Consider the following 20,104-nt stretch of genomic DNA (forward strand, 5'->3'; position numbering starts at 1 on the left):
TGCCGCCTCACCCTGAGAGCCTCCGGAGCGGGGCTCGGGGGCGAGACGGGCCCGCAGCTCAGCGTGGAACGCTCAGAGGTCGGAGCCGTCGGGCAGTCGGACGTAGTCCTGCCCGCGTGCCCCCAGGAGGCGGCCGAACTGGCCGTCGACGATGCCGAGTCCCTCGGCGGAGTAGACCCGGTCGTGGATCGCCACGTTGCGCGCGGCACCCACGGAGCGGGCGAAGTCGACGCCCTCGCTGGCCCGCATCCAGGGAGCGCACACCGGCGCGAGGAGTACGTCGACCGGGACACCCGGCAGGGTCAGGGCGTCCCCCGGGTGGAACACCGACCGGTCGCCCACCGTCATCACGTAGCCCGAGTTGTGGAAGCGCGGCAGGTCCGGGTGGATCACGGCGTGCAGCTCGCCGATGGCGCGGACACCGATGCCGCCGATCGACCACTGGTGGTCGGGGGCGACGACGGTGACCCGCTCGGCCACGTCCGGGGCGGACTCGCGGATCTGCGCGGCCACCGCGGCGATCGTGAAGATCGGGGCATCACTGGCCCGCAGGTGCTCGGCGTCGTAGTGGTCGGGGTGCTCGTGCGTGACCAGGATCGCGTCGACGCCATCCACGCACTCGCGCTGGCTCCACATGCCGGGGTCCAGCACCAGGGTGGTGCCCTCGTGCTCGATGCGGACGGCGGCGTGGCCGAACTTCGTCAGGCGCATGGGGAAAAGGTAGCCGGGCACCTGACCAGCAGGTCAGCCGGATCGCCCGGATCAGCCGGTCTGGTGGTGCACGTAGCACCACCGCCACTCCTCGCCGGGCTCCACCGAGCGCATCACCGGGTGCTGGGAATCGCGGAAGTGTGCCGTGGCGTGACGTCCGGGCGAGGAGTCACAGCAGCCGACCTCACCACAGGACACGCACATCCGCAGGGCCACCCACCGGGTGCCGTCGGTCAGGCAGTCCGCGCAGAAGAGCTCGTCCGGGGCGTCGCGCACCGGGGCGGAGACGAGGTGCTCGCAACCGGCCGAGCTCGTCGGACGTGGCGCGCTGCGCAGCTCGGCACGCTCGGCCTCGGCGGCGTCGAGCATGGACTCCTCCACGTCGAGCATGGCGAGCACCTCGCTCACGATCTCGGACGCGACGGCACCACTGGAGCGGATCTCCAGCACCCGCTTGCGCTCCGCCTCGATCATCTCGCCCCGCCACTGCGCGTACAGGTCGCTCGGACTGGTCTCGCCCTCCGTCGTACCCAGTCGCTCCCAGGCCGCGAAGTTGCGCTGCTCGATGCGCTGGACGATCAGCTCCCGCACCTGGTGGGGGTCGTTGCAGTCGGCGGCGAGTTCGTCGAGGCGGTGGATGCCGGCCTTCGCCGCCTGCTGGAGCAACGTCGCCCGGGCCAGGGCGTCGTCGTGCGGATCCGGCCCGGGCACCCGCAGCAACCGGGCGAACACCGGCAGGGTCATGCCCTGGCCGAGGAGCGTGCCGGCCACGACGGTGAAGGCGATGATCAGCAGCACCTCGCGGTGCTCGGTCTCCTCCGGGACGGTGAACGCGGCGGCGAGCGTGACGACGCCCCGCATGCCGGCCCAGCCGATGAGGAAGGAGTACTGCCAGCCCGCCGGCTCCCCCGACACCGGGTCGGGGCCGGAGTTGAGCAGGAGGTAGCGCGCGGCGAAGGCCCACACCAGGCGGAGCACCACGACGGCGACGAAGGCCGCGGCGGAGGCGGCGACCACCTTACCGACACCGAACTCGCTGTCGCCGACCTCGGCGAGCAACCAGTCGGCCTGCAGGCCGATCAGCAGGAAGACGGTGTTCTCGAGGACGAAGGCGATGGTGCGCCAGTTGGTGCGCTCGGCGATCCGGGACGGCGCCGACTGCAGGATCGGGGCGACGTGTCCGAGCAGGAGTCCGGCGACCACGACGGCGACGACGCCGGAGGCGTGGATCTCCTCGGCGAGGATGTACGACGCGAACGGGATCACCAGGGAGATCGCCGTGTCGAGCAGCGGGTCGGTCACCCGCTTGCGCAGGAAGCCGACGATCCCGAACGCGAGGGCACCGATCGCCACGCCACCACCGGCAGCGACCAGGAAGTCCTGGGCGACCTCCCACGCCGTGACGGTCGAGCCGATCGCGACGACGGCCATCCGCAGGGCGACCAGCGCGGTGGCGTCGTTGAGCAGCGACTCGCCCTCGAGGATCGTGACGACCCGGCGGGGCAGCCCGATCCGGCGCCCGATCGCGGTGGCGGCCACGGCGTCGGGCGGAGCGACGACGGCGCCGATCGCGAGGGCCAGCGGCCAGTCGATCTCGGGGATGATCGCGCGGACCACGACCGCGACACCCACCGTCGTGAAGGCCACGAGGCCCACCGAGAGCAGCAGGATCGGTTTGCGGTTGGCGTTGAAGTCGACCAGCGAGGTGTTGACCGCGGCGGAGTAGAGCAGCGGTGGGAGCAGGCCGAGCAGCACCACCTCGGGCTCGAGCCGGAGTTCCGGGACACCCGGGACGTACGACGCCGCGACACCCACGACCACGAGGGTCAGCGGTGCGGGGATCTCGAATCGTTCCGAGACAGCCGTGACGGTGAGCACCACGACCGCGATGGCGACGAGTGCGAGGGCGATCTCCACCCGTTCATTGTCCCGGGTCGGTCGCGAGATCCCGGATCCGGGCGTCCAGGTCGCGGCGGCCCGCCCGGCTGATCGTGGCCTCCACGACCTCGATCCCCCCGTTGGGCGAGCCGAGCGCCTGCTCCAGCTCGGGTCGGGAGCCGACCCGGAGGTGCGGGATCCGCGACGCCGCGCAGAGGCTCGCGAGGTCGGTGCGGTGGGGCGTGCCGAAGAGTCGCTCGAAGGACGCCGCGTGAGCCGGAGCGCCCTGCTCCAGTCCCGCGAAGATGGCGCCGCCGTCGTCGTTGGCGACCACGATCGTCAGGTCCGGGCGCGGTTCGTCGGGGCCGATGACCAGGGCTCCCTGGTCGTGCAGGAAGGTCAGGTCGCCCACGAGCAGGAGGTTGCGCGCCGACCGGGAACGTCCCAGCGCCGCACCGATGGCGGTGCTGAGGGTGCCGTCGATGCCGGCCAGCCCGCGGTTGGCGATCACCTTGCGATGGCTTCCCACAGGCGTCGGCCGGGCCATCAGGTCGAGGTCGCGCACCGGGCTGGAGGCGCCCACGAACAGCAGCCCGTCAGCAGGCAGCGCGGCGTGGACGACCGCGGCGACGTCGTACGCCGTGAGGACGGGCTCGTTCGAGAGGAGTCGGTCGATGCGTCGGCCGAGGGCCTGGTCGGCGTCGCGCCAGGCGCCGAGCCAGGCGGGGTCGTCCGGCTGGTCCCCTGCCCACCACGGCGCCTCGACCACGCTCGAGTGGGGCGGGCGGACCGGCCAGATGCCTGCTGCCGGGACGACGAGGACCTCGACGTCGGGGTTCTCGAGCAGCGAGGCGACCGGTCGGGAGATGGTGGGCCGACCGAACACGACCACCCGCTCGATCCGGGCACCCAGGTCGGTGCCGAGCAGGAGGCGGTAGGTCCGCAGCGCGAGGTCGCCGGTGCGTGACCCGCTGGTCGGCTCGGCGAGGAGCGGCCAGCCCGCGGCCTCGGCCAGCTGGCGCGCCTGCGGCCCCGCGTCGTCCCCGGCCACGACGACCGTCCGGGGCCCCTTCTCCAGCTCCGTGCGCGGTAGTCCCGGGTCAAAAGCACCTGAGAACGGCGTGCCGGGGTGCTTTTGACCCGGGACTACCGCAGACGGGACCGCGAGTGGGGTGTCGGGGACCAGGGGGACGTCGAGCTGGACGTTGAGGTGGACGACGGAGCCCGGGGCGCTCGGCACCGCGTCGAGGTCGGCGAGCGTGGCGACGTCGTACGACGGCACGAGGGCCCCGAAGATGCCCACCTGGTCGGTGGTCTGGTTGGTCGTGCGGCCGCGGAGCCGGGCGGGGCGGTCGGCGGAGACGACGACCAGTCCGACCCCGGAGTGCACGGCTTCGAGGACGGCCGGGTGCACATTGGCGACGGCGGTCCCGGAGGTCGTCACGACGGCCGCGCGCGAGCCCCTGCCCCGCGCCTTGGACAGGCCCAGCGCGAGGAACCCGGCGCTCCGCTCGTCGATCCGGACATGGAGGCGGGCCCCGCCGCCCTGCTCGGCGGACCAGAGCGCCATCGACAGCGGCGCGTTGCGTGAACCGGGGGCGACCACGACGTCGGTGACGCCGGCGCGAGCCAGCCAGCCGACGAGGGCCTCGCCGAGCTCGGCGGCACTGGTGGTCATGACCGACGATCCTCCCGCAACGCACGGACCGCCGCGAGCCGGGCCTCCCAGTGCGCGATCCGGTCGGGAGCGGCCGCGAGCTCCTCGACCTGTCGTACGTCGACGACGGGCCGTCGTACCGGCAGGGCTCCACCGACGGGGAGCAGCGGCTCCCCGGCGACGTCCGCGGTGAGCAGCTGGACGGTGGCCAGCCCGCAGGCGTGGGGCAGCTCGGGCAGTGCGGCGGCGAGCGCGACGCCGGCGGCGATGCCGACCGAGGTCTCCAGCGCCGAGGACACGACCACGGGCAGGCCGATCCGCTCGGCGATCTCGAGACAGGCGCGGACCCCGCCGAGGGGCTGGACCTTGAGCACGGCGATGTCGGCCGCCTCGAGGTCGCGCACCCGGTAGGGGTCCTCGGCGCGCCGGATGGACTCGTCGGCCGCGATCGGGACGTCGACCAGGCGCCGCACCCGGGCGAGGTCCTCGACGCTGGCCACGGGCTGCTCGGCGTACTCCAGACCACCGGCCGCGCGGTCCAGCCGGGCGATCGCGTCCACGGCGTCCTCGACGGACCAGCCACCGTTGGCGTCGACACGGATCCGGCCGTGAGGCCCGAGGGCCTCGCGCACGGCAGCGACCCGGTCGAGGTCCTCGCCGATCCCCTGCCCGGGCTCGGCGACCTTGACCTTGGCCGTGCGACAGCCGCCGGCGAGCACGATCTCCCGCGCACGGTCGGGGCCGACGGCGGGGACGGTCACGTTGACGGGCACATGGTCGCGCAGTGGAGCGGGCCAGTCGCCGGCCATCGCCTCCTCGGCGCACCGCAGCCACGGCTCGGCGACCTCGGGCGGGTACTCCAGGAACGGGCTCCACTCGCCCCAGCCGCCAGGGCCCTGCAGCAGCGCCACCTCGCGCACGGTGATGCCGCGGAAGCGGGTCCGCATCGGGATCGACACGACCCTCACGACGCCTCCTCGGCGAGCGCGCGGAGCGCCTGGCGGTCCGGCTTGCCGTTGGCCAGGAGCGGGATCTGGTCGAGGACGACGACCTGGCGGGGTGCCCAGGTGCGTGGGTGCACGTCGGCCACCCAGGCGCGCAGGTCCTCGACCTCGATCGCGAGCTCGCCCGCCGGAGCGGCGACGAAGGCCACCACCCGGTTGCCCCACTCGGCGTCCGGCACCCCCAGGACCTCAGCCGCCTCGATCCCCGGGTGTGCGCGCAGCCGCTCCGCCACGGCGGGGCCGGGGACGTTCAGGCCGCCGCTGACGATGACGTCGTCGAGACGGCCGATCACCGCGAGGTGACCGTCCTCGTCGAGACGCCCCGCGTCCGAGGTGAGGAACCAGCCGTCGGCGAGCACCTCACGGGTCAGGTCCGGCTGGTCGTCGTACCCGGCGAAGAGGGTGGGCCCGCCGATCCGGATCCGGCCGCCTGCGCCGAGCGCCACGGCCACGCCGTCGAGCGGGACGCCGTCGTACACGCACCCGCCAGCGGTCTCGGCGGAACCGTAGGTCGCCACGACCCGCACCCCCGCATCGGCCGCGCGGGTCCGCAGGGACGGACCGATCGGACCGCCGCCGAGCAGCACGGTGTGCGCCCGCTGCAGCGCCGCCAGGTCGTCGGCGGAGTCGTCGGCGGAGTCGGCGGAGCCGAGCATCCGGGTCAGCTGGGTCGGCACGAGCGAGGTGAACCAGCCCTCGCCCTCGGGCCATCCGTCACGTTCGAGCAGGACCGGCTCGTGCCCGGCCACGAGGGAGCGGGCGATGACCTGGACGCCCGCGACGTACGTCGGCGGGAGGGCCAGCACCCACGGCCCGCTGGCGCCGAGGCGGGCCGCCGAGGCCCGCACCGATGCGAGGAGCGCGTTGCGGGAGAGCAGCACCCGCTTCGGTGCGCCGGTCGATCCGGAGGTCTCCACGACGAGCCCGCCCGGCCCGGCACCGGCGAGCACGGCCCGCACGCCGTCGACGACCTCGGGGGCCTCACCACGCACCGTCCAGAAATCCACCTGACAGACGCTAGCCGTTGGGGTGAGGATGGCGCCGATGAGCACACTCCCACCGGTCGGCTCGGGCCTGTCCGGAACGCTGCGACGACTGGTCCCGCCCACGCCCCTGTCGCGCAAGCTCGCCGTGCAGTCGATGCTGTTCTCGACCGGCGACGGCGCCTTCACCACCGGCAGCGCGGTGTTCCTGACGCAGGTGGTCGGGATGTCCGCCGGCAAGGTCGGACTGGCGATCACCATCGCCGGGGTCGCGGAGTTCTTCTTCGCCTACCCCGCCGGCCGGATCGTCGACAAGCTCGGCCCGAAGCGGGTGTGGGCGGTGTCCACGCTGTTCCGGGTCGGCTGCTTCTGCGCGCTGCCGTTCGTCGGCTCCTTCTGGGAGTACGTCGCCGTGGCGGTCGTGTTCGCGGCCTTCGACTCCGCCGGCGGATCGGCCCACCACGCCTACGTCCTCGACGTGCTCCCGACCAAGGAGCGGGTCGAGACGCAGGCCTACATGTACTCCTCGCTCAACGTCGGCTTCACCCTCGGCGCGATCATCGGCGGCATCGCGCTGGCCTTCGACAGCCTGACGGTGATCCGCTGGACGCCACTGTTTGCTGCGGCGCTGCTGCTCGCCAACGCCTACTGGATCACGCGGCTGCCCGCTGCCCCGCACGACCTGCGCGTCGCGAGCGGGGAACGCAGGGTCAAGCCGGTCGGCCCCGGGCCGATGCGCAACCCCGGGTGGATGCTGACGACCTTCTTCATGGGCACGCTGTGGACCAACCAGGTGCTGCTCAACATCGTGATCCCGCTGTGGCTGGTGGAGGCGACCGACGCGCCACACGTGCTGCTGGCCTGGCTGTTCGGCACCAACACGGTGCTGTGCATCTTCCTGCCGGCGTACACCTCGAGAGGGGTGCGGACCCTGACCGACGCCCTGCGCTACGTCTGGATCTCGTCGGCGTTCTTCGTCGTCTCGTGCGTCATCACGATGATCACGCACTCCACGGTCGGGCTGATCACGGTGCTGCTGGTCTGGCTCGGCCACGTGACGGTGACCGGCGCCGAGCTGGCAGTCTCCGGGGCCACGTGGTCGTTCCAGGCCGAGCTGATGGACCCGGCCCGACGGGGTGAGTACCAGGGCGTCCAGGAGCTGTTCAGCGCCCTCGGGTCCCGCTGGGCCCCGGCGCTCTACACCTTCCTCGCACTGGAGTGGGGCGCGGAGGGCTGGCTGGTGATCGCGGGGGTGATCGTGGCGGCGACGATCTGCATGGGTCCCTCGGTCCGGCTCGCCCACGGCTTCGCGGACCGCCACTTCCCGGCCGAGCCGGAGGCGGCCGAGGTCAGTCCGGGCCTCCCGGGCTGACCGCGAGGGGGACCGGGCCCTCGGGTCCTGCCGCGAGCAGCTCCCGCACGCGGGCCAGCACCCGGCGCGTGGTGGCGAGGTCCTCGGCACCGAACTCCTCGCGGAGGAGCTCCTCGACGGCGACGATGTGGTCGAAGCCGACCTGCGCGATCCGCTTGCCGTAGTCGGTGTAGCGCACGATCTTCGCCCGGCGGTCCGTCGGGTCCGGGACCATCTCGAGGATCCCGAGGCCGACCATGTCGCGGACCGCCTCGCCCATCGACTGACGGGTGATCCCGGAGCGGATCGCCATGTCCGCGGCCCGCGATCCCTCGGGCGGCAGGGTCCCGAACACCGCGTTGTGGGACGGCGCGACCTCGGTGAAGCCGGCGCGGTGCGCGTGGTCGAGCATGTCGGACCGCAACGCCCGGCCCGCCTTCTCGGCGAGGGCGATGAACGGCTCGAAGTCCGGGCGCACCGGGTCTCTTGACATTTGACAGGTTACCTTCCAATATTCGACAGGTAACCTTACTTTATCAGGAGATGCCATGACCGCTCGTCCGAACTCCCGAGGACCGCTCGAGAACGCCGTCGCCCGACTGTTCCGGCCCCGCCTCCCGGGCACGGGACGCACCTCCGCCGTGGCGGTCGAGCAGGAGCTCTTCGCGATGGACCTGTTCAACGGCAGCAGCGTCGACCCGGCCCGCGTCCGTCGCGCCATCGCCGGCCGGCCCCACGAGCCGTGGGTCGCCTTCGAGCCGGGCGGCCAGGTCGAGCTCAGCCTCCCCTGCTCGCCGTCCGCCGCCGACGCCTGGCACCTGCTCGCCGGCGCCACCCGCGACCTCGCCCGGGACCTGCTGCGTTGCGGGATCGTGCTCGATGCGCGCCCGGTGCGCACCTGCGACCCGAACACCCCGCGCCACCTGCGCACACCTCGGTACGACGCCATGGAACGCCACTTCGACACGATCGGGCCCGCCGGACGCCGGATGATGCGCGCCACCGCCTCGACCCAGGTGTGCCTGGACTGGTGGCCCGGCCGGGCCGGGATCGAGCAGTGGCGCCTGCTGCTGCTGGCCGGCCCGTTCATCGCGGCGGCCACCGCCCGCAGCTCCGGACCGCAGGGACGGCTCAGCACCTGGCTCGCCGTCGACCCGGAGCGCACCGCCTTCGACGACCGGCTGCTGCGCGGACCGGACCCGGTCACGGCGTACGCCGCCTTCGCCGCAGGCGCCACTGCCTTCGTCGACGGCATCGAGGGGCACCTCTCCACGCTCTTCCCGCCGGTGCGGCCGCGCGGGCGCTACCTCGAGGTCCGCTTCCCGGACTGCCAGCAGGCCGAGCGCGCGGGCGCCCTGCTGCACGGCCTGGCCGGACTCCTGTACGACGACGAGCGACGCCGGCGCGCACTGGCATCCCTCGCCGGCGAGCAGGACCGGCTCGCCGAGCACTGGGAGGCGGCCGCCGCCGGGATCGGCGACGCGGAGCGCGGATGGTCGTTGCTCGGCACCCGCCCGGGCGCGTGGCCCGCCGCCCGGCCGGTGGCGGCATGAGCATCCTGGTCGTCGCCGACCCGTGGGACGGGCTGGACCCGAGGATCGATGCCACCGTCGGCCTGGTCGCGGCCGCCCAGGACCTCGGCGTGCCCGTCCTCCTCTGCACCCCCGCGGACCTGTCGGTCACGGGCGGTCGGGTCCGGGCCCGGGCCACGCAGGTCGAGCTCGGCCCGCGGGCTCGCGGGAACGACCACCGGTGGGTCGTCGGGACGCCGTGGTTCCGGACCTCCCCGTCCCGCCGCCTCGACGTCGCCGCCGACACCGACCTCGTGCTGCTGCGGATCGATCCCCCGGTGGACGGCCGCTACCTGCACACGACCTACCTGCTGGACCTCGTCGAGGCCGCGGGCACCCGGGTCGTCAACCGGCCCGAGGGCGTGCGAGCGCTGCACGAGAAGGTCACCGCACTGCTGTTCCCCGACCTGTGCCCGGAGACCCTGGTGAGCGCGGACCCCGACGAGGTGCGGCGCTTCGTCGCCAGGACGGGCGCCGCAGTCATCAAACCGGTCGACGGGTTCGGCGGCCTCGACGTCTGGCTCCTGCGCGACGACGAAGCCGCCACCTCGCTCGTGGCGTCGGCCACCGGTGGAGGCGCCCGCCACGTGATCGCCCAGGAGTACCTCCCCGCCGTCACCGCCGGCAACAAGCGCCTCTTCCTGCTCGACGGCGAGGTCATCGGCGCAGTCCTGCGGCGACCCGACGACCGCGACTTCCGGATCGGGGCACCCTGCGCGGTCGCCCGGGTCGACGAGGACGACCGCAGGATCGTTGCCGCGCTCGCTCCCCTGCTCGCCCGGCACGGCATCGCGATGGCCGGACTCGACGTGATCGGCGGCCGGCTGATCGAGGTCAACCTGACCTGTCCCGGCGGGATGAGCAAGACCGATGCGCTGCTCGGTACCGACCTGTCCGGCACCTACCTGCGGCGCCTCCTCGGCGTCGCTGTGCACCACCCCTCCCAACAGAAAGAGATGGCCCAGCCATGAGCACGATCGTCATCACCTCCATCGCCCTGATGGGCATCATGTTGTTCCTCCTCGGTGCCAACGTGACCCGCCTCCGCGCCGTCCGCGGCGACACGGGTTCGCAGATGCCGACCGATCCCGCGGACCGTCTGCTCATCGCCCAGCGCGCCCACGGCAACGCCGCGGAGTACGTCCCGACGCTCGTCGTCCTGCTGATCGTCTGCTCGACGCTCACCGACGGATGGTGGCTCGACGCCCTCGCGGTCGTCGCCGCGGCCGCCCGGCTGACGCACGCCTACGGGATGCTCTCCTCGGCGACACTCGCGGCACACGGCCCGGTCCGCGACTCCGGCGCGATGTTCACCTACCTCGCGGGCGCCGCACTCGGCGTGACGGCCCTGGTCGCGATGTGAGCGCCGACCCCCGGCCGGTCATCGGCATCGCCGGGCACGGGTACGACGTCGCGCGGGACTTCGGCTCGCTGCCGGTCCACGGCACGCCGCGGTCCTACGTCGACGCCGTCGCCGCGAGCGGGGGCCGGCCGGTGGTCCTGCCGCCCGGGGCCGCACCGGACCTGCTCGACCTGGTGGACGGGATCGTCCTCACCGGCGGCGGCGACGTGGACCCGGCTCGCTACGGCGGCGATGCGACCGACGTGGCGGGTGCGCGCGGCGTCGTACCCCAGCGGGACGCGGACGAGATCGCGCTGGTCCACGCAGCCCTCGCCGCAGGCGTCCCGCTGCTCGGCGTGTGCCGGGGCCTCCAGGTCCTGGCCGTGGCGGCCGGAGGACGGCTGCGTGGCGACATCGGGCACGTCCATCCCGCCGACGGGCACCCGGTCACGACCGCGCCGGGCTCACTGGTGCGCAGGCTGCTCGGACCGGAACCGACGACCAGCGCGCTGCACCGGCAGGCCGTGGTCGATCCCGGAGCGGAATGGGTCGCCACCGCGTGGGCAGCCGACGGCGTGGTCGAGGCGATCGAGCCCCGGGATGCGGGCAGGGTGGCACTCGGCGTCCAGTGGCACCCCGAGCTCGCCTGGAACACGTGGCCCCACGACCCCACCGGTCCGGCGATCTTCACCTGGCTCGCGCAGATGGCGGAAAATCGTTCGACACGGGACGTGGTGAGCGCGTAGAATTGTCTTGATGTCAAGACACTTCTCGGAACGCGTCACCCGGCTCGCGGGGCCCACCCCCCTCGTCCGCCGGCTGTCGGCACAGTCGGTGCTCTCGGCCTTCGGCGACGGGGTCTTCCTCACCGGTAGTGCGGTGTTCTTCACCCAGATCGTCGACCTCTCCGCCGCCCAGGTCGGCCTCGGCCTGTCCATCGCGGGCGCCGTCACCTTCGTGTTCGCCGTGCCGCTGGGCAAGCTCAGCGACCGGTTCGGGGCGAAGCGGATCTGGGCGCTCGCCTCCCTCGTCGAGGCACTGCTCTACCTCGCGTGGCTGGCGGTGGGCGGCTTCGGGACCTTCGTGGCGATGCTGATCGTGCTCGAGCTGGTCGCCACCGCGAGCCGGGCCGCCCGCAACGCCTACCGCTTCGACGTCTTCCCCCGCGAGGAGCGGGTCGCCTCCAACGCCTACTTCCGCGCCGCACGCAACGTCGGCTACACCTTCGGCGCGCTGCTCGCAGGCATCGCCCTGGCCACCAACGACGACGACGTCATCCGGGCAGTCCCGCTGATCACCGCCGCCCTCCTCGTGCTCAACGCCCACCTCGTGTCGCGGTTGCCGTCCGTGCTCCACCACACCGAGGAGGCGCCCCTGGAGGCGGTGCTCGACACGGTGCTGGACACGGTGCTCGACTCGGGCGACGGCTCCGGGGTCGATCGGCGCGCCGCCCTGCGCAACCGCGGCTACATCGCCATGTCGGTCTTCGGTGGCATCCTCGGCACCCACCAGGTGCTGCTCAACGTCGTCATCCCGCTCTGGTTGGTCGAGGAGACCGATGCGCCGCGGGTCCTGCTCGCCTGGCTCTTCGGCACCAACACCCTGATGGCGGTGCTGCTCCAGGTCGCCGCTGCCCGCGGCATCACGACGGTCGCCGACTCGCTGCGCGCACAGCGCCGGGGCGCGGTGTTCTTCATGGCGTCCTGCGGCATCGTGCTGATCACCCACGACACGATCGGCTGGATCACCATCGTGCTGGTCTGGGTCGGACACGTCACGGTGACCGGTGCCGAGCTCTTCCAGTCCGCCGGCGAGTGGGGGTTGCAGGCCGAGCTCTCCGACCCCGCCCGACGTGGCGAGTACCAGGGCGTCTCCCAGCTCGGCTACACCCTCGGCACGGTGTGGGCGCCGGCGGCGTACACCTTCCTGGCCATGGAGTGGGGCGCCCAGGGCTGGCTGGTGATCGCGGCGATCGTCCTGGTAGCCGCCGTCCTGATCCATCCCTCGGCGCGGGCCGCGGAGCGACACCTGACCCGGCTGGGCATCGACAGCTCCGGGCCTGCTTGAATCGACGGCTATGGCCACCACCTCCGCGACCGCGCAGCACTGGATCGCCGGCGCACGCCTGCGCACGCTGCCCGCGGCCGTCGCTCCGGTCCTGATCGGCTCCGCTGTCGCCGTGCACGCCGACGAGGGGGTCCTGTGGAAGGCGCTGCTGGCCCTCGTGGTCAGCCTCGCCCTGCAGGTCGGCGTCAACTACGCCAACGACTACTCCGACGGGATCCGGGGCACCGACGACGAGCGGGTCGGCCCGCTGCGCCTGGTCGGCTCGGGCCTGGCCACGCCCGCCGCGGTCAAGCGCGCCGCCTTCACCGCCTTCGGCGTTGCCGCCGTCGCGGGCCTGGTCCTCGCCGCGACCACGTCACCGTGGCTCGTCCTCGTCGGCGCGGTGAGCGTGCTCGCCGCCTGGTACTACACCGGCGGCTCGAAGCCCTACGGCTACCTCGGGCTCGGCGAGGTGATGGTGTTCGTGTTCTTCGGGCTGGTCGCCACCGTCGGCACCACGTGGGTGCAGACCCAGGAGTGGGGCGACCCGGGCTGGGCCTCCGTCGCGGCCGGCACCGGCGTGGGCGCACTCGCCTGCGCGATCCTGGTCGCCAACAACCTGCGCGACATCCCCACCGACGAGGTCGCCGGCAAGATCACCCTCGCAGTGCGGCTCGGCGATCGCCGTACCCGCTTCTTCTACGCCGCCCTCGTGGCGCTCGCAGCCGGCGCCGTCCTCGTCCTCGCCGCCCTGACGTCGACGTGGGCGCTGCTGGGCCTGGGCTTCCTGCTCCCCGCCGCTGCCGCCACCCGGGTCGTGCTCAGCGGCGCCCGCGGCCCCGCGCTGATCCCGGTGCTCCAGCAGACCGGCATCGCCGAGCTCGTGCTGGCCGTGCTCGCAGGCCTCGGCCTGGTCCTGGCCTGACCCCCGTTCGAGGATCAGTCGTCGTCTTCCTTGGCGCGCATCTCGTCGTACCGCTCGGTGATCCGGCCGGCACGACCCTCGACCTTGACGCCGAAGGCGGCGCGCTGGCGCTCGAGCAGGACGTACGACGCTGCGCCGCTCACGACGAAGGCGATGATGATCGCGATCACGACGTTGACGTCGTCGGCGATGAGGAACCACACCCCGAACACGATCAGGAACGCGCCCACGAAGAGACCCAGGCGCATGGCGGTGTAGATCCAGAACTCCTTCACCGCTCCAGCCTAGGCCGGAGCGGGCCCGGGCTGACCATCGGGGACCGCCGTCGGGGCGGTGACCACCCCGGACCTAGGCTTGCGGCGTGAAGTTGTTGCTCGTCGTGATCATCTTCGCGGCCCTGACCTATCTGGCGATCCGCTGGATGCAGGACCGCGGGAACGGCGGCGCGCCTGCCCAGCGGCGCCCGTCGCGACCGAAGCCGCCGAGCCGGCCGGTCGCCCCCGACGACGACGAGGGCTTCCTGCGCGACCTGGAGTGGAAGCGGCGCCAGTCCGAGCGGCGCGAGCCGAAGGAACCGACCGAGCCGTCGGATCCCACCGAGCCGACCGAGTCCTCCGAGTCCTGACGCTCCGCCCGTCGTACGACGGGCGTCAGATCCGGATGTGGACGACCGCTCCGTCGACGACCCGCTCGACGGCGTACGAGTGCTGGCTCGACGTCGAGAAGTAGTTGATCCCGATGAAGTTGAACCACAGCGTGGCCACACCGACCAGCGCGAGCATCGCGGCCCGGCGGCCCTTCCAGCCGGCCGTGGCGCGGGCGTGGAGGTAGCAGGCATAGACGACCCAGGTGATGAACGCCCACACCTCCTTGGGGTCCCAGTTCCAGTAGCGCGACCAGGCCTCGTGCGCCCAGATCGGACCGGTGATGAGTACCGCGAAGGTCCACACGGGGAAGGCGAAGGCGTGGACCCGGTAGGCCAGCCGGTCCAGGGCGGGCAGGGACGGGACGCGGGCGATCCAGCCGCCCAGGTCACGGTCAGCGGCGGCGGCACGGCGCTCGGAGCGCTCGCGGACGAGGTACATGACCGAGGCGATGCCACCGAGGGTGAAGGTGCCGGTGGCGATCACGGCGGAGACCACGTGGATGACCAGCCACGGCGAGTTCAGCGACTCCGAGAGCGGGGCGACCTCGTCGTGCAGCCAGATCACGGCGACCATCAGGACGGTGACGACGAACCCGACGACGATCGGACCCATCCAGCTGAGGTTGAACTTCCGGTACAGCGCGACGTAGAGCAGCGTGACCACGAAGGTGCCGGAGAGCGTGAACTCGTACATGTTGCCCCAGGGCACCCGGTTGGGGTCCGCGGCCATGCCGCGCCCGACGAGCGAGACGAAGTGCGCAGCGCCGGCGATGAGCGTGAGCAGGATGCCGAGGCGACCCAGGAAGGCGATCCGCTCCGCCCCTCGCTCCGAGACCCGCTCCTCGGCCGACGGATCCTGGGCGGACGCGGCTCCCGCAGCCACCAGCTCCCGGTCCACCTTCGGCTGGCGCAGGGACGCCCACTCGGCCAGGTGGACGAGCAGTGCGAGGAAGTAGACGAGCCCGGCGACCGCAACCGTCTGGTTGCTGAGGCTCTCCCAATTGGCGTCGGTCACTGTGCTGTCTCCTTGAGCTTGTCGAGCAGGGTGGCGAGGACCTCGTCGGTCTCGCCGTTGCCGGACCGGTCGAGGACCGCGACCTCGACCCGGCTGCCACCACCGCCGTCGTCCATTGTGCCGGGCACCACGCGCACCCACACCCGGCGGGGACGGATGAACAGGGAGGCGCACAGTCCGATCAACGCGAGGACCACGCCGATCAGGGCCACCTCCTTGCCCGGGGTCTGGCTGATCTGGACCCGGATCCACGGGTCGACCCGGTCGAAGGTGACCGAGCCCAGCCCGTTCTCCAGCTCCACCTTGTCGCCGAGCTGGAGGTCGACGCGCTGCGGCTTGCCGTCCTCGTCCTCGATCGGCTCCGCGTTGGTCTTGTCGAGCACGTAGACCGACTGCGAGCGGCCCGTGTCGAGCCCCAGGTCACCGGTCCAGGCGAGCATCGACAGCGTCGGCAGCCGGTCGTCGCCGAAGACGGTCACGGGGTTGCCGTCGACGAAGTCGAAGGTCGGGTAGAACAGGCCCTCGAGGGCGATCTGTCCGGGCTTCGCGGTCGGCGCCTTGATCACACCGAAGGACAGGAAGCTCGCGTCCTGGGGCAGGAAGACCGTCGGTCCCGTGTAGACGATGTCGCCGGTGCCGTCGCGCACGGTGACGACAGGGGCATAGCCGTGCCCGATCAGGAAGACGTCGGTCCCGTCGATCTCGAGCGGGTGGTTGACCCGCAGGTCGTAGTCCTTGCGCTTCCCGTCCTTGCCCTGCTGATAGCTCAGCTGCGCCTCGAACTTGCGTGCCTGGCCGGCGCGCGGGCCCTCGTCGAGCCATTCCGCGTCGAACTCGTTGACCGTGAACCGGAAGTCCTGCATCTGCTGCTGACGGAACAGGCCGCCCGGGTTGAAGTCGTCGTACTGCGTCAGGTTGTTGCTGAAGGTCGAGCCCTCCACCAGGATCACGCCGCCCTGATAGCCCCAGAGCCCGCCGACGGCGAAACCGGCCAGCACGATCAGCACCGACAGGTGGAACACCAGGTTGCCGGCCTCGCGGATGTAGCCGCGTTCGGCGCTGACGAAGTCGTCGCCCTCCGCCGCCGGACGCAGGCGGTGCCGACGGCCGAGCACCGCGCGGGCGTGCTCCAGCAGCTGCTGCTGGCCCAGGTCGCTGTCGTACGACGCGTGGACGGGCATCCGCGTGAGGTGACGCGGGGCCACGGGCGGTTGTGCCCGCAGAGCGCGGTAGTAGACGAAGAGGCGCGGGATGATGCAGCCGACGAGCGAGATGACCAGGAGCAGGTAGATCGCGGAGAACCACGGCGAGCTGTAGACGGAGAAGAGGTCGAGCTTCTCGTAGTACGGCGTCAGCTTGGGGTGCTCGTTCTTCCACCGCGTGACGGCGAGGGAGTCGACGTCGGCCTGTGGGATGACCGAGCCGGGGATCGCGGCGAGGGCCAGCAGGAGGAGCAGCATCAGGGCCGTGCGCATCGAGGTGATCTGGCGCCAGGTCCACCGGCCGAGCTCGCGGGCGTTCAGCTCGCCGGAGCGGCGTGCCCGACCGGCATCGTCGGGGTCCCGGGGCCTGCTCACAGGATCGTCTCCCCGAAGTCGGCGGTGCGCAGCTGGGCCCACTGCACGACGTGGTCCCAGTAGCCGGTGAACATCAGCACCCCGAGGACGACCATGAAGGCACCCCCGACCCGCATGACGGCGAGCTGGTGACGGCGTACCCAGCCCAGCGCGTGGGACAGGCGGTTGTAGGCGAGCGCCACGATGATGAACGGGATGCCGAGCCCGAGGGCGTAGCAGAGCGCGAGCAGGCCGCCCCGCGCCGCGGTGGCGCCGTCCGCGAAGGTCAGATTGAGGATCACGCCGAAGGTCGGACCGACGCACGGGGTCCAGCCGATCGCGAACAGCGCACCGATGAAGGGCGCCGCCCCCAGTCCCACCGCGGGCACCTTGTGGATGCGCAGGTCGCGCTGGAACAGGCCCAGCACGCCGGCGAAGACCAGGCCGAGCACGATGAGGAGTCCGCCGAGGACGAGCTGCAGCTCGTCCTGCCAGCGGCGCAGCGGCTGCCCGATCGAGCCGAAGGCGGTGCCGTAGAAGACGAACACCACCGCGAAGCCGAGCACGAACAGCACGGAGCCGAGCAGCATCCGGCCGCGGCGGTTGCTCGCCTCACCGGCCGCGAGGTCGGCCCCGGAGAGCCCGGTCGCGTAGGAGAGGTAGCCGGGCAGCAGCGGCAGCACGCACGGCGAGAAGAAGGACACCAGCCCGGCGATCGCCGCGACGGGCACTGCCAGTCCGAGCGAGCCGGCCGCGGCCTGCTCCTGGAACCACTCGCCCATCAGCCGTCCTCGGCCAGGGTGTCGTCGACGAGCGTGGTCAGCGTGCTCTTCGACGGGATCGGGCCGTTGATCAGCGCAGCGACCCGGCCCTTCCTGTCGAGCACCAGCGTGGCGGGCGGGGAGTACGGCGCGTAGCTGCCCATGCCGAGCAGCGTCTCGCTGCCCGGGTCGTAGAGCGAGGGGTAGTCGACGCCGCGGTCCTTCTCGAAGGCGGCGGCGTTCTCCGGGGCGAGGTCGCGGATGTTGATGCCGACGAAGGCGACGTCCTGGCCGTCGTACGACGCCTCGGCCTCGACCAGCATCGGCATCTCGGTGCGACAGGGTCCGCACCCGGACCACCAGACGTTGATCACCACGACCTGGCCGCGCAGGTCGGCGACGTCGAGCGGCTCGCCCTGCACCGTGTCGCCGCTGACGTCGACGGCCGACTCGCGCTTGTCGAGGGCGATCTCGAGGACCTGGCCGTCGCCGGAGACGTACTCGAGGTCTCCGGTCCCGCCGATGTCGGAGCAGGCCGTCATCAGCAGGAGGACGAGCGCCACGGCGCCCGCGCGAGCACCACGGATCATGCCGGAGGTGTCCCCTCCGGCTTGTTCTCCTCGGGGGCGTCGCCCGCCGAGAACGGTGCGGCGATGTCGCCGGTCGGGATCAGGTCGATCGCCGGCTCCGCGTAGGAGATCTCGACGAGGTCCTCGCCGGAGAAGCCGAACGACGTGATCGAGCAGAGCGTGCACTGGCGCTTGCGCGGGTCGTGGAGGAACGAGCGCTTCTCCGCGGCCAGCCGCGTGGTCCAGATCGGCAGCTGGTGGGAGACCAGCACCGCCTCGTGGCCGGCGGCGTCGCGACGGGCGTCGTGCACCGCCGCCATCATCCGCTCGACGATCACCTTGTACGGCTCACCCCAGGACGGCCGGAAGGGGTTGTAGAGGTGGCGCCACAGCAGCGGGTTGCGCAGCGCGTTGTTGCCCTTGCCGAAGGTGAAGCCCTCGAACCGGTTCTCCGACTCGAGCACCCGCGGCTCCACGCCGACCTCGAGGCCGAGCGCGGCGGCGAGCGGGGCCGCCGTCTCCTGGGCGCGCTCGAGGGGCGAGGAGCGGATCAGGGTGATGTCGTTGCCGCCGAGGGCCTCGCCGATGCGGTCGGCCATCGCGCGACCGCGCACGGAGAGGTGGAAGCCGTCGCGGCGGCCGTAGAGGACACCACCGGGGTTGTGGACCTCGCCGTGGCGAACCAGGTGGACGATCGTGTCAGGGGTGGTCATGACGTGGCTCCGGGGACGGCCGCGGCGGCAGCCGCGGCGGCGGGAAGGGCGTCGAGGACGTGCTGGACCGCACGGTCGTCGTGCGAGGACGAGACGAACCACGACTCGTACGCCGACGGCGGCAGGTGGACGCCCTGGTCGAGCATCGAGTGGAAGAACGCGGCGTACGCCGCCACGTCGGTCCGCTGCGCCTCGGCGTAGTTGCTCACGGGGTCCTCGGTGAGGAACACCGAGAACATCGAGCCGGTGGACTGGATGACGAACGGGACGCCCGCGGCGGTGAACGTCTCGTTCACCCCGGCGCGCAGCGCGTCGGCGACGACGTCCAGGCGCGCGTAGACCTCGTCGGTCGCCGCGGTGAGCGTGGCGAGGCCGGCGGCCGTCGCGACCGGGTTCCCCGACAGGGTGCCGGCCTGGTAGACGGGGCCCTCGGGAGCGAGGTGGGCCATCACGTCGGCGCGACCGCCGAACGCGGCTGCGGGCAGGCCGCCGCCCATGACCTTGCCGAAGGTGACCAGGTCGGGCACCCAGCCCTCGACGGCGCCGTCGGTGCCCCACTGGCCGGAGGCCGAGACCCGGAAGCCGGTCATCACCTCGTCACTGATGAACAGGGCGCCGTTGGCGGTGCAGGTCTCGGAGAGGAACTGGTTGAACCCCGGCGCCGGCGGGACCACGCCCATGTTGCCGGGCGCAGCCTCCGTGATCAGGCAGGCGATCCGGTCGCCGTACTCGGCGAAGGCAGCGGTGACGGCGGCCCGGTCGTTGTAGGGGAGGACCACCGTGAGCTCGGTCGAGCTGGCGGGGACGCCCGGCGTGCCCGGGATGGAGAAGGTGGTCAGCCCCGAGCCCGCCGCAGCGAGCAGCGAGTCGACGTGGCCGTGGTAGCACCCGGCGAACTTCACGACCACGTCGCGGCCGGTGAAGCCGCGCGCGAGCCGGATCGCCGACATGGTCGCCTCGGTGCCCGAGGAGACCAGGCGGAGGCGCTCGACGGGCGTGCGGGCCACGATCGCCTCGACGAGCGCGACCTCCCCCTCCGTGGGCGTGCCGTACGACGTCCCGCGCGACACGGCCTCGGTGATCGCCTCGACCACGGCCGGGTGCCCGTGGCCGAGCAGCATCGGGCCCCAGGAGCAGATCAGGTCGACGTAGGAGTTGCCGTCGACGTCGGTGAGCCACGGCCCGGAGGCGGAGCGGATGAACCGCGGCGTCCCGCCGACGGCGTTGAAGGCCCGGACCGGGGAGTTGACCCCGCCCGGCGTCACGGCACGAGCCCGGGCGAACAGCGTGTCGGATCCGCTGGTCGGGCCATTGGTCACGAGTTCAGGCACCGCGCCATTGTCACCGATCCCCCCTGAGCGGTCCGCATCGCGGTG

21 protein-coding genes are annotated in these 20,104 nt (G+C 72.3%); 8 read left to right on the plus strand and 13 right to left on the minus strand.

Going from position 1 to position 20,104, the window contains the following annotated elements; genetic code table 11:
* Positions 1-72 precede the first annotated feature (72 nt).
* The 5 genes from ASE01_RS01750 to ASE01_RS01770 are packed head-to-tail and all read right to left on the minus strand — an operon-like array spanning position 73 to position 6,257.
* Entirely contained in the window at positions 73-711 is a 639-nt protein-coding gene (locus ASE01_RS01750) for an MBL fold metallo-hydrolase (RefSeq protein ID WP_056748181.1), read from the minus strand.
* Positions 712-762: 51 nt separating this feature from the next.
* The gene (locus tag ASE01_RS01755; RefSeq protein ID WP_056748183.1) at positions 763-2,628 is read right to left on the minus strand and encodes a Na+/H+ antiporter; all 1,866 of its coding nucleotides are present in this window, start codon (positions 2,626-2,628) and stop codon (positions 763-765) included.
* 4 nt (positions 2,629-2,632) lie between these two features.
* Positions 2,633-4,267 carry a 2-succinyl-5-enolpyruvyl-6-hydroxy-3-cyclohexene-1-carboxylic-acid synthase gene (menD, locus tag ASE01_RS01760; RefSeq protein WP_056748185.1) on the minus strand — a complete coding sequence of 545 codons (1,635 nt, stop codon included), beginning with the start codon at positions 4,265-4,267 and terminating at the stop codon, positions 2,633-2,635.
* Positions 4,264-5,214: an o-succinylbenzoate synthase gene (locus tag ASE01_RS01765; RefSeq protein ID WP_157537037.1), complete on the minus strand. Its 951-nt coding sequence runs from the start codon at positions 5,212-5,214 to the stop codon at positions 4,264-4,266. The genes menD and ASE01_RS01765 overlap by 4 nt, the downstream gene beginning before the upstream one ends.
* Entirely contained in the window at positions 5,211-6,257 is a 1,047-nt protein-coding gene (locus ASE01_RS01770) for an AMP-binding protein (RefSeq protein WP_056748187.1), read from the minus strand. Before ASE01_RS01770 ends, ASE01_RS01765 begins: the two co-directional genes overlap by 4 nt.
* Positions 6,258-6,294: 37 nt before the next feature.
* Between ASE01_RS01770 and ASE01_RS01775 the strand changes: the two genes are divergently transcribed.
* On the plus strand, positions 6,295-7,605 hold the full coding sequence (locus ASE01_RS01775; protein WP_056748189.1) for an MFS transporter: 1,311 nt from the start codon (positions 6,295-6,297) through the stop codon (positions 7,603-7,605).
* Here ASE01_RS01775 and ASE01_RS01780 read toward each other — a convergent pair.
* Positions 7,583-8,077 carry a MarR family winged helix-turn-helix transcriptional regulator gene (locus ASE01_RS01780; protein WP_162260259.1) on the minus strand — a complete coding sequence of 165 codons (495 nt, stop codon included), beginning with the start codon at positions 8,075-8,077 and terminating at the stop codon, positions 7,583-7,585. The genes ASE01_RS01775 and ASE01_RS01780 overlap by 23 nt on opposite strands.
* A gap of 55 nt (positions 8,078-8,132) precedes the next feature.
* On the opposite strand from ASE01_RS01780, the gene ASE01_RS01785 reads away from it, so the two are divergent.
* Genes ASE01_RS01785 through ASE01_RS01810 form a run of 6 tightly spaced genes read left to right on the plus strand, consistent with a single transcriptional unit; the run spans position 8,133 to position 13,468 of the window.
* Positions 8,133-9,137 (plus strand): glutamate-cysteine ligase family protein, encoded by a 1,005-nt coding sequence (locus ASE01_RS01785; protein WP_056748192.1) that lies wholly within the window; start codon positions 8,133-8,135, stop codon positions 9,135-9,137.
* Positions 9,134-10,126, plus strand: coding sequence for a glutathione synthase (locus ASE01_RS01790; protein ID WP_162260260.1), 993 nt, complete (start codon positions 9,134-9,136; stop codon positions 10,124-10,126). Before ASE01_RS01785 ends, ASE01_RS01790 begins: the two co-directional genes overlap by 4 nt.
* Entirely contained in the window at positions 10,123-10,518 is a 396-nt protein-coding gene (locus tag ASE01_RS01795; protein WP_056748196.1) for an MAPEG family protein, read from the plus strand. The genes ASE01_RS01790 and ASE01_RS01795 overlap by 4 nt, the downstream gene beginning before the upstream one ends.
* Positions 10,515-11,243, plus strand: coding sequence for a gamma-glutamyl-gamma-aminobutyrate hydrolase family protein (locus ASE01_RS01800; protein ID WP_056748199.1), 729 nt, complete (start codon positions 10,515-10,517; stop codon positions 11,241-11,243). The genes ASE01_RS01795 and ASE01_RS01800 overlap by 4 nt, the downstream gene beginning before the upstream one ends.
* A gap of 10 nt (positions 11,244-11,253) precedes the next feature.
* Complete coding sequence (locus ASE01_RS01805) at positions 11,254-12,564, plus strand: MFS transporter (protein ID WP_056748201.1); 1,311 nt, start codon at positions 11,254-11,256, stop codon at positions 12,562-12,564.
* A 10-nt stretch (positions 12,565-12,574) separates the two neighbouring features.
* The gene (locus ASE01_RS01810) at positions 12,575-13,468 is read left to right on the plus strand and encodes a 1,4-dihydroxy-2-naphthoate polyprenyltransferase (protein WP_056748203.1); all 894 of its coding nucleotides are present in this window, start codon (positions 12,575-12,577) and stop codon (positions 13,466-13,468) included.
* A gap of 14 nt (positions 13,469-13,482) precedes the next feature.
* On the opposite strand, the gene ASE01_RS01815 is transcribed toward ASE01_RS01810, so the two are convergent.
* Positions 13,483-13,743: a DUF4229 domain-containing protein gene (locus ASE01_RS01815; RefSeq protein WP_056748205.1), complete on the minus strand. Its 261-nt coding sequence runs from the start codon at positions 13,741-13,743 to the stop codon at positions 13,483-13,485.
* Between the two features lie 86 nt (positions 13,744-13,829).
* On the opposite strand from ASE01_RS01815, the gene ASE01_RS01820 reads away from it, so the two are divergent.
* Positions 13,830-14,093 carry a hypothetical protein gene (locus ASE01_RS01820; RefSeq protein WP_056748207.1) on the plus strand — a complete coding sequence of 88 codons (264 nt, stop codon included), beginning with the start codon at positions 13,830-13,832 and terminating at the stop codon, positions 14,091-14,093.
* Positions 14,094-14,118: 25 nt separating this feature from the next.
* Here the strand turns inward: ASE01_RS01820 and ccsB are convergent, their stop codons facing one another.
* Genes ccsB through hemL form a run of 6 tightly spaced genes read right to left on the minus strand, consistent with a single transcriptional unit; the run spans position 14,119 to position 20,059 of the window.
* Entirely contained in the window at positions 14,119-15,129 is a 1,011-nt protein-coding gene (ccsB, locus tag ASE01_RS01825) for a c-type cytochrome biogenesis protein CcsB (protein ID WP_056748209.1), read from the minus strand.
* On the minus strand, positions 15,126-16,706 hold the full coding sequence (locus ASE01_RS01830; protein ID WP_056748211.1) for a cytochrome c biogenesis protein ResB: 1,581 nt from the start codon (positions 16,704-16,706) through the stop codon (positions 15,126-15,128). The genes ccsB and ASE01_RS01830 overlap by 4 nt, the downstream gene beginning before the upstream one ends.
* Positions 16,703-17,467: a cytochrome c biogenesis CcdA family protein gene (locus tag ASE01_RS01835; protein WP_056748213.1), complete on the minus strand. Its 765-nt coding sequence runs from the start codon at positions 17,465-17,467 to the stop codon at positions 16,703-16,705. The genes ASE01_RS01830 and ASE01_RS01835 overlap by 4 nt, the downstream gene beginning before the upstream one ends.
* Positions 17,467-18,036 (minus strand): TlpA disulfide reductase family protein, encoded by a 570-nt coding sequence (locus ASE01_RS01840; protein ID WP_056748215.1) that lies wholly within the window; start codon positions 18,034-18,036, stop codon positions 17,467-17,469. Before ASE01_RS01840 ends, ASE01_RS01835 begins: the two co-directional genes overlap by 1 nt.
* A complete protein-coding gene (locus ASE01_RS01845) occupies positions 18,033-18,728 on the minus strand; it encodes a histidine phosphatase family protein (RefSeq protein WP_056748218.1) in 696 nt (231 codons plus the stop codon). The genes ASE01_RS01840 and ASE01_RS01845 overlap by 4 nt, the downstream gene beginning before the upstream one ends.
* Entirely contained in the window at positions 18,725-20,059 is a 1,335-nt protein-coding gene (gene hemL, locus ASE01_RS01850; RefSeq protein ID WP_235535826.1) for a glutamate-1-semialdehyde 2,1-aminomutase, read from the minus strand. Before hemL ends, ASE01_RS01845 begins: the two co-directional genes overlap by 4 nt.
* Positions 20,060-20,104 lie beyond the last annotated feature (45 nt).

The sequence above is a fragment of the Nocardioides sp. Root190 genome (assembly GCF_001428565.1).
In the GTDB taxonomy this organism is placed as follows: Bacteria; Actinomycetota; Actinomycetes; order Propionibacteriales; family Nocardioidaceae; genus Nocardioides.

Bases quoted from the DNA above. Each gene is read 5' to 3' on its own strand.
- ASE01_RS01750 (WP_056748181.1), bottom strand. From the start codon at position 711: ATGCGCCTGACGAAGTTCGGCCACGCCGCCGTCCGCATCGAGCACGAG.
- menD (WP_056748185.1), bottom strand. From the start codon at position 4,267: ATGACCACCAGTGCCGCCGAGCTCGGCGAGGCCCTCGTCGGCTGGCTG.
- ASE01_RS01775 (WP_056748189.1), top strand. From the start codon at position 6,295: ATGAGCACACTCCCACCGGTCGGCTCGGGCCTGTCCGGAACGCTGCGA.
- ASE01_RS01780 (WP_162260259.1), bottom strand. From the start codon at position 8,077: ATGTCAAGAGACCCGGTGCGCCCGGACTTCGAGCCGTTCATCGCCCTC.
- ASE01_RS01785 (WP_056748192.1), top strand. From the start codon at position 8,133: ATGACCGCTCGTCCGAACTCCCGAGGACCGCTCGAGAACGCCGTCGCC.
- ASE01_RS01790 (WP_162260260.1), top strand. From the start codon at position 9,134: ATGAGCATCCTGGTCGTCGCCGACCCGTGGGACGGGCTGGACCCGAGG.
- ASE01_RS01795 (WP_056748196.1), top strand. From the start codon at position 10,123: ATGAGCACGATCGTCATCACCTCCATCGCCCTGATGGGCATCATGTTG.
- ASE01_RS01805 (WP_056748201.1), top strand. From the start codon at position 11,254: ATGTCAAGACACTTCTCGGAACGCGTCACCCGGCTCGCGGGGCCCACC.
- ASE01_RS01810 (WP_056748203.1), top strand. From the start codon at position 12,575: ATGGCCACCACCTCCGCGACCGCGCAGCACTGGATCGCCGGCGCACGC.
- ASE01_RS01835 (WP_056748213.1), bottom strand. From the start codon at position 17,467: ATGGGCGAGTGGTTCCAGGAGCAGGCCGCGGCCGGCTCGCTCGGACTG.
- ASE01_RS01840 (WP_056748215.1), bottom strand. From the start codon at position 18,036: ATGATCCGTGGTGCTCGCGCGGGCGCCGTGGCGCTCGTCCTCCTGCTG.
- ASE01_RS01845 (WP_056748218.1), bottom strand. From the start codon at position 18,728: ATGACCACCCCTGACACGATCGTCCACCTGGTTCGCCACGGCGAGGTC.